Here is a 7,461-nt window from a genome sequence, read left to right as displayed (position 1 = left end):
ACCTGCCAGCTCGATGAAGCGCGTGTGCAGGCCGTGCTTGCGGGCCGCCCACGTGAGGTAGAAGGGGTCGATGGGAATGCAATGGCCTCCCAAACCTGGCCCCGGATAGAAGGCCTGGAAGCCGAACGGCTTCGTCTTCGCGGCGTCAATCACTTCCCAGACGTCGATCCCGATTCGATCGAACAGTACCTTCAGCTCGTTGACCATCGCGATATTGACGGAGCGATAAGTGTTTTCGAGGATCTTGCATGCCTCGGCGACTTCGCAGTTCGCGACGGGCACGACTTTAACAACTGCCTGGCTATAAATCAGCCGAGCCAACTCGGCGCTCTGTGGCTCGATTCCGCCGACGACCTTCGGAATGCCGGCAGCGCTGTAGTTGGGATTGCCCGGGTCTTCGCGCTCGGGGCTATAGGCGAGAAAGAAGTCCTTGCCGGCCTTCAACCCGCTGGTTTCCAGTATCGGCAGGACGACGTCGCGGGTTGTGCCGGGATAGGTAGTGCTTTCGAGCACGATCAGTTGATCGGGCCGCAGCGCGGCGGCGATTTGCCTGGCGGTGGTCTCAATATAGCTTAGGTCGGGATCGCGGCTCTCGCTGAGCGGCGTCGGCACGCAGATCAGAATCGCGTCGGCCTCGGCGAGCCGCCGCATATCGGCCGTCGGCACAAATCGCTTGGACGCCACGCAGTCTGCGATCCAACTCGACGGGATATGTCCAATGTAACTCTCGCCGCGCAGGAGACGGTCTACCTTGGACTGATCGATATCGAATCCCATCGTGCTAAAGCCGGCCTTGACAAAGGCCTGAATCAGGGGGATTCCAACATAACCCAGGCCGATGACGCCGACCCGGGCCGTTTTGTTTTCAATCGCTGCCTTCAGCATGATTCATCCCGACGGAAATGACGTGGAAATGAGGGACGGCGCCGGTTGTTCAAGATGAGAAACGCCGCCGAATCGACTTTACGTTCCGTGAATCCTACTTTAATCCAAGCGACGGCCATGTGAAACCGGCGGGACCTAAAACGGTGTCGAATCTGATACTTGGACGGGCTTTGACGGCCTCACCGCGCGACATGGCAGATCGTTTGCCAGATGAGCGCAAGATCACCGCTCAGCGACGCCTGGGCGACATACCGCTTGGCAAGGGCAATCTTCTCGGGCAGGATTAGCCGAACGTAGGTCTCCTCCGGATTCTGGCTCTGGGCCAGAATCGCCGCTTCGTCGCGGTATTTCAACGACGCAGGATCGGTAATGCCAGGCCGCACCGACAGCAGGCAGGCGTAGTCGTCGCGAAACATCTCGACATAGCGCGGCACCTCCGGCCGCGGGCCGACGAGGCTCATTTCTCCCTTGAACACGTTCCAGAGTTGCGGCAACTCGTCGAGCTTCCATTTTCGCAAGTATCGGCCGACGCGCGTGATCCGCGGATCTTCGCCGGAGGTGATTTGCGGTCCCCGCAACGGCGCATCGACGACCATCGTGCGGAATTTGCAGATCCAAAACGACCGAAAGCCACGACCGACCCGTTGTTGCAAAAAAAAGATCGGCCCGCGCGAATCGCATCGCACGGCGATCGCCGTCAAAACGAAGACGGGCGAGAGAGCGATCAGGGCGATCAAGGCCACAGTGAAGTCGAAGCAGCGTTTCAAATCGTGCGGCAGATATTGTAGTTTTTGTAGGACATGCTGTGCGTGCGGAAACCTCGAGCCGAATCGGTTCTGGCAAGCTACGGCTGCTTCTCAAGCTGTCCAAAGCGGATATTGGTCTCGTACATAATCTTCACTGTGCCGGCCGATGAGTGCTCTTCAAAAATCTCGTGGAGTTTACCAATCATTAGAGCAGATTTCGGATGCGGCTCCTTCGGAACGTAAGAGGATGAGAGCAAACGCCCTTTGAGTTCTTCAAAACCCAAATCCTGATGGTTGCTGAATGAACGGACTTGATACTTCTCGGCGCCGAAAAAACTCGACAGAGTCGCTGAACCGATCGCGCGACGACCTTTCACTTTCACCTGATCGTAGTCGGTGCCGAACTCCTCAAGAAGTCGCTCATATGCCGCGAGAAACGGCGTCTGTGTTTGAAGTCGATGATTCGCAAGGAGAACTGCCCAGCCACCCGGTTTTAGGATCCTCTTAAACTCGCCTCGGGCTTTCGCTGCGTCGAACCAATGAAATGCCTGGGCGGCCAAGACAGCGTCGACGGAGTGTTCGGGTAGCGTCGTTTCCTCCGCAGTGCCCGCGACACTGCGAAACTGAGGTTCGTCTTGGAGCCATCGCTCCGCCGCGGCTCGCATTTCGGCATTCGGTTCCACCGCGAAGACGTTGTACCCCAAATCCAAGAGCGGCTTGGTGGAGATTCCCGTGCCGGAACCAATATCGGCGATGGTGGTTCCTCGCCGAAAACCGAGTTCGTCTCTTAAGAACTCGAAGACGCCGCTCGGGTAGTGAGGACGGAACCTCACATAATCGGCGACTCGATCGCTGAAACGCTCCGTTGATTTCATGATTCCGCAGGACTCGCTTTGCGTGCCGAAAGGGCAAGACGCGGTGGCCGCGGCACGCACAGCGTGCCCTACGACAACTATGGTTTGCGGTTCGCGCGGCAGAGATCTCGGACGATCGCGACAACGTGGTCGAACTCATCGTCGCGCATTCCGGGGAACAGCGGCAGCGTGATCAACCGCTGCCACAGTGGCGTCGCCACGGGGAATTGCTCAGGCCGCCAACCGAATTGCTCGGCATAATACGGGTGCAGATGTAGCGGGCGCCAATGCACCGAGCAGCCCACGCCACGCTCGCGCAGCGCTGAAATGAACTGATCGCGGTCGATCGACAGCCGCTCCAATCGCAGCCGAATCGGGAACAGGTGCCACGAATGAACGCGATCGGCAGGCGCCGACGGCAATCCCAATTCCTCGACGTCCGCCAAAGCGGCTCGATAGCCCATCGCCAGAGATTCTCGCTCGATGCGCATCGCCTCCGCACGCTCAAGCTGCCGGACGCCAAGCGCCGCGGCGATGTCGGTCATATTGTATTTGTAGCCGGGCGCGAGGATGCGGTAGTCCCAGCTTGTTCCGCCCGAGTAGCGTTTCCAGGCGTCGTGCGACAGTCCGTGGAGCGACATGAGCCGCATTCGATCGGCCAGCGCGGCATCGTCCGTGACAGCCATCCCTCCTTCGCCGGTCGTGATCGTCTTATTGGCATAAAACGAGAAACAACTTACGGCAGACGTCCCTTCGCCACACCGTTGCCAGGGTCGATCGGAAGCGGTGCGCCAAGAGGCCGGGAACGCGTGAGCCGCGTCTTCGATGACCCACAGCCCGTGGGATTCGGCGAATTCGCGGACTTTAGCGATATCAAGCATAACGCCGCCGACATGCACGGGAATGATCCCCACCGGCTTGAGGTCCGGAGGAGCGGCATCGGTCAACTCGCCCATTCGCAGAGACCCAATCTTGCGCGCCGCGTCGGCCAAATCGAGGTTCATGGTGACCGAATCGCAATCGACCAGAATCGGCACCGCCCCTTGATAACGAACGATCTCGGCGGTCGCGGCGAAGGTCATCGTCGGCACAAGCACGGCCTGTCCCGCCCTCAAATCGTGCGCTTCGACCGCCAAATGCAGCGCTGCGGTGCAGGAATTGACCGCCAGGGCATGTTTCGCTCCGACATGCTCGGCAAACGCCGCCTCAAACCGCTTCGTGGTTGGCCCAGTCGTCAGCCATCCGGATCGCAGACAGCCGACGACTTCGGCAATCTCAGCTTCGGTGATCGAGGGCCGGAAGAAAGGAACGTTCATGATGCGAAACGGGTCAGAAGTTAGCGAAGGAGCGGTAGTCGCGCGATGTTCTGGATTGGCACGGATGCCGCGCCGGCCTGACCTCTCGCGTTGGCTTGCAAGAAATCACCGGCCTTTCCCTCGCTCATCCAAAAACTCAATGACTTCACGGCCGATCCGATCGCCCGCTTTGCCGTCCCAAAGCGCGGGGGATTTGCCGTGCTTGTATCGGCCGGCAAGGATGTCGTCGACCAATCGCTCGAGCAAGACGACGTCGTGGCCCACGAGCGTGCTGGTTCCTTCGAAGACAGTGACCGGTCGCTCGGTATTCTCGCGGAGAGTCAGGCAGGGGATTTGCAATGCCGCAGACTCTTCTTGTAGACCGCCCGAATCCGTGATGATAAAACGTGCTTCCGACGTAAGCCCCAAGAATTCCATATATCCAAGTGGAGCCGTCAATCGCACTCCGGGCGCGTGCTCGAGCGATTCCCACACCCCGGCCGTTTCCATTCGCGCGCGAGTCCGGGGATGCACGGGAAAAACAACCGGCAATTGGCCGGCGATCTTTTCGAGCGACGCAATTAGGGCGGAAAGCGATTTCGGTTCGTCCACGTTCGACGGGCGGTGCATCGTCCAGACGGCGAATTGCCCCGGCGCCAGCCCCATCGTCTCCGGCTGCCGCAGGGCGCGGGCGGCCGGCAATTGAGCGAACACGACGTCGATCATTACGTTTCCAACAAGGCGCATCGCCGACTCGGGACGACCTTCCTTCTTCAGATTCTCGACTCCGCTCGGCTCGCTCACGAGCAACAATTCCGAGATTGCGTCCGTTATGACGCGATTAATCTCCTCGGGCATCGTACGGTCGAAGCTGCGCAAGCCCGCCTCGACGTGAATCGCGGGAACCCCGAGTTTCACGGAGGCCAGCGTGCAGGCCATTGTCGAATTCACGTCGCCGACCACGAGCGTGGCCAGCGGCCGCGGATCGGCATTGACGAGCCAGGCTTCGTAGCGCGAGAGGACTTTCGCCGTTTGTTCGCCCTGACTTCCGGAGCCGACTTCCAAGTGAACATCGGGTGCTGGAAGCCCGAGCTGACGGAAGAACAGATCGCTCATCGCCTCGTCGTAATGTTGGCCGGTGTGGATGAGAGTCGCTTTCAATGTCGGATCGGCTGCGCGAAGACCCGCGAGAATCGGTCCCATCTTCACGAAATTCGGCCGTGCGCCGACGACGCAAGCGATAGTGCGATTCAAGAAACCACCTGAGGAGCGCAATTAGTCGGCAACAGACTCGACAAGAACTGATCCAAACGGGCTGCAATCTGGGTGCGGGCGTAAGTCGTCTCCGCGGCGCGACGGCCGGCGGCGCCGAGACGATTGCGAAGCTCGGCATCGGTTGCCAATGTCGCGTAGGCCGATTGCAAACTCGCTAATTCGCCCGGCGACACGGCTAGGCCGCACTGTGACTCGTTGACACGACAAGCCGGCTCGCCATCGGCCACGAGCAGAATCGGCAGCGACGTGGCCATCGCTTCGTAAATCTTGCTCGGCACCGCGCCGGGGATCGACATGCCGAGCGTAATCAGGGCGACGTCGGCCGCCGCCAAAAGCGCCGGGATTCGCTCGCGCGGCTGAGCTTGAATGATTTTAACGCGGCCGATCCGTTCGCGCTCAATGCGCGCGACGAGTTGTTCGCGGGCCGGTCCTTCGCCGACAAGCACAAAACGCCCTGGAACGTCGAGCGGAAGCGCCGCGGCCAAGTCTAGGACCTGATCGAGTCCCTGGGCCAGGCCCAACAAGCCGGCAAAAATGAAGATGGGTCCGGGTTCGCGACCCAGGAGTTCGCGGGCGGCTGCATCGGTTCGAGCGCGGCCGAAGCGATCCGGATCGACGCCGTTGGTGATTATCTCGGCACGCACGGAGGGAGCGCAGCGCCGCACTGCCGCGATGATCTCTGCCGATTGCCCCGTCACGCCGGCCGCCATTCGATATAGTTTGTGCTCTAAACGCTCGGCCATTCGCGTCGCGAACCCCGCCTTGACGATTCCCATCCGGATCGCCGACTCGGGCCAAAGGTCGCTGACGTTGAACACAAACGGGCAATTCCATCGCCACGATAAGTAGCGGGCCGCGTAGCCGATGAAGAGCGGCGGCGACTCGACGTATAGCAGGTCGGGCCATTGACAAAGCCGCGGTCCATATCGCGAAGCCGAGGCGGCGAACGAAAAATAGGAACGCAACCGCCTAGTGAATCCGCTTTTCGCAGTGTACAGCGGCGCCCGAACCGTCCGAATCCGGCCGATCTGTTCGACAACCGGCTTGCGAACGTCGTAGCCCGCGAACACTTTCCCTGTCGGATAGTTCGGCAGCGCCGTCAGGGCTTCCACTTCCCAACCGAGGTCGATGAGCCGCTCGCCGAGTTCTGAAAGCCGGGCCTGCGGCGCACCCATTTCCGGAGGGAAATACTGCGTCAAGATGCAAAGCCGTCGCCGCACAGCGGGTTTGGAAATGGGCTCGGGCAGAGAAAGAGTCGGGACCGACATTTAACCGAAAAACAATCGCAGCCAGCGATCCGCGAGAAAAAGTCGCATCAACGATTGTCCGGTTTCATCGCCCGAAGTGCAGCGGGTCCAAACTTCACGACAGAGTTCGCGGACTTTGTCCCGTTCCGCGTAGTTCCAAATCGGTGCATCGCTCTTGACCCATGATTCGAGTACGGACCTGAGCGGGCCGCGAAGCCAATCGGACTGCGGCGTTTCAAATCCAAACTTGGTGCGGCGGCGGAGGATTGATTGCGGAAGCATCCCTTCGAGTCCACGACGGAGCGGCTCCTTGATCCATCCATGCGCATAGAGGGTCTCGGGCGCAAACGACAGCGCCAATTCGATCAACTGGTGATCGAGAAACGGATAGCGCCCCTCGACGCCGAAGGCCATGAAATTACGATCGTCCCATTTCAATAGCCTCGGCAGATACAGGCGGCGTATTTCATAGACGCGCCGCTCCTGTTCGCTCATTTCCATCAGTTCATGGAGACGCGACGCCACGGAAGTATGGGCGGACTGGCTCTGTTCGCGTTCCAATTCCGCCGCCGCTGAGCGGCGGGCCCGATAGCGGCTAAGCATCACTGGCACTTGCCGGACCAATTCAGGGTTGCCACCAGGAAGCATCGAACGAGCAAAGCTCCAGCCCAACCGTAACACGCGTCCGGAGCGAAACAAGCCGCGTAGGTGCATGAAATAGGATTGCCAATACCCGGCCAGAATTTCGTCTCCGCCTTGTCCGTTAAGCGTCACGGGAACGCCGCACGACCGTGTCAGCCGCGCCAGTGCGAAACAGGCATATTGAGCAAGCGACCCGACCGGTTCGTCGTGAATCCAAAGAAAGCGGTCCAAGTCGTCGAGGAATTCGTCTGGGGTCGGAGTCGAAAAGTGCGGTGAGCAACGACAATGCTCGACCACTTGATTGGCAAACGGTTGCTCGTCGACCGCACAGCCGGGGAAAATCACGCTGAAGGTTTCCAGCGACCGGGCCGAGCCATTGGCGAGATGCTTCACGCAGCCCGCAATCGCGCTTGAATCCAAGCCGCCGCTCAAGGCGCAACCCACTGGCACGTCGCTGCGGAGGTGAATCGAAACCGAGTCCACAAGTTTCTCGCGGAACAGGCGGGCGGCCTCGTCG

Annotated in this window: 7 protein-coding genes; all 7 read right to left on the bottom strand. The window is 60.1% G+C overall.

Features of this window, described 5'->3' with window-relative positions; all coding sequences use genetic code 11:
• On the bottom strand, window positions 1-885 hold an 885-nt coding region (locus VGY55_02600), incomplete at its 3' end, for a nucleotide sugar dehydrogenase (GenBank protein HEV2968850.1).
• Between the two features lie 179 nt (window positions 886-1,064).
• Window positions 1,065-1,652, bottom strand: a complete 588-nt coding sequence (locus tag VGY55_02595; GenBank protein HEV2968849.1) for a sugar transferase — start codon at window positions 1,650-1,652, stop codon at window positions 1,065-1,067.
• A gap of 77 nt (window positions 1,653-1,729) precedes the next feature.
• Window positions 1,730-2,506: a class I SAM-dependent methyltransferase gene (locus tag VGY55_02590; protein ID HEV2968848.1), complete on the bottom strand. Its 777-nt coding sequence runs from the start codon at window positions 2,504-2,506 to the stop codon at window positions 1,730-1,732.
• A 77-nt stretch (window positions 2,507-2,583) separates the two neighbouring features.
• Window positions 2,584-3,801, bottom strand: coding sequence for a DegT/DnrJ/EryC1/StrS family aminotransferase (locus tag VGY55_02585; GenBank protein ID HEV2968847.1), 1,218 nt, complete (start codon window positions 3,799-3,801; stop codon window positions 2,584-2,586).
• A 105-nt stretch (window positions 3,802-3,906) separates the two neighbouring features.
• Window positions 3,907-5,034: a UDP-N-acetylglucosamine 2-epimerase (non-hydrolyzing) gene (wecB, locus tag VGY55_02580; protein HEV2968846.1), complete on the bottom strand. Its 1,128-nt coding sequence runs from the start codon at window positions 5,032-5,034 to the stop codon at window positions 3,907-3,909.
• Window positions 5,031-6,254, bottom strand: coding sequence for a glycosyltransferase family 4 protein (locus tag VGY55_02575; protein ID HEV2968845.1), 1,224 nt, complete (start codon window positions 6,252-6,254; stop codon window positions 5,031-5,033). The genes wecB and VGY55_02575 overlap by 4 nt, the downstream gene beginning before the upstream one ends.
• A gap of 69 nt (window positions 6,255-6,323) precedes the next feature.
• Window positions 6,324-7,461: asparagine synthase C-terminal domain-containing protein (locus tag VGY55_02570; GenBank protein HEV2968844.1), on the bottom strand; the 1,138-nt coding region annotated here is incomplete at its 5' end.

The sequence above is a fragment of the Pirellulales bacterium genome, assembly GCA_035939775.1.
GTDB lineage: Bacteria > Planctomycetota > Planctomycetia > Pirellulales > DATAWG01 > DASZFO01.
This window is presented reverse-complemented; position numbering and strand designations above follow the sequence as displayed.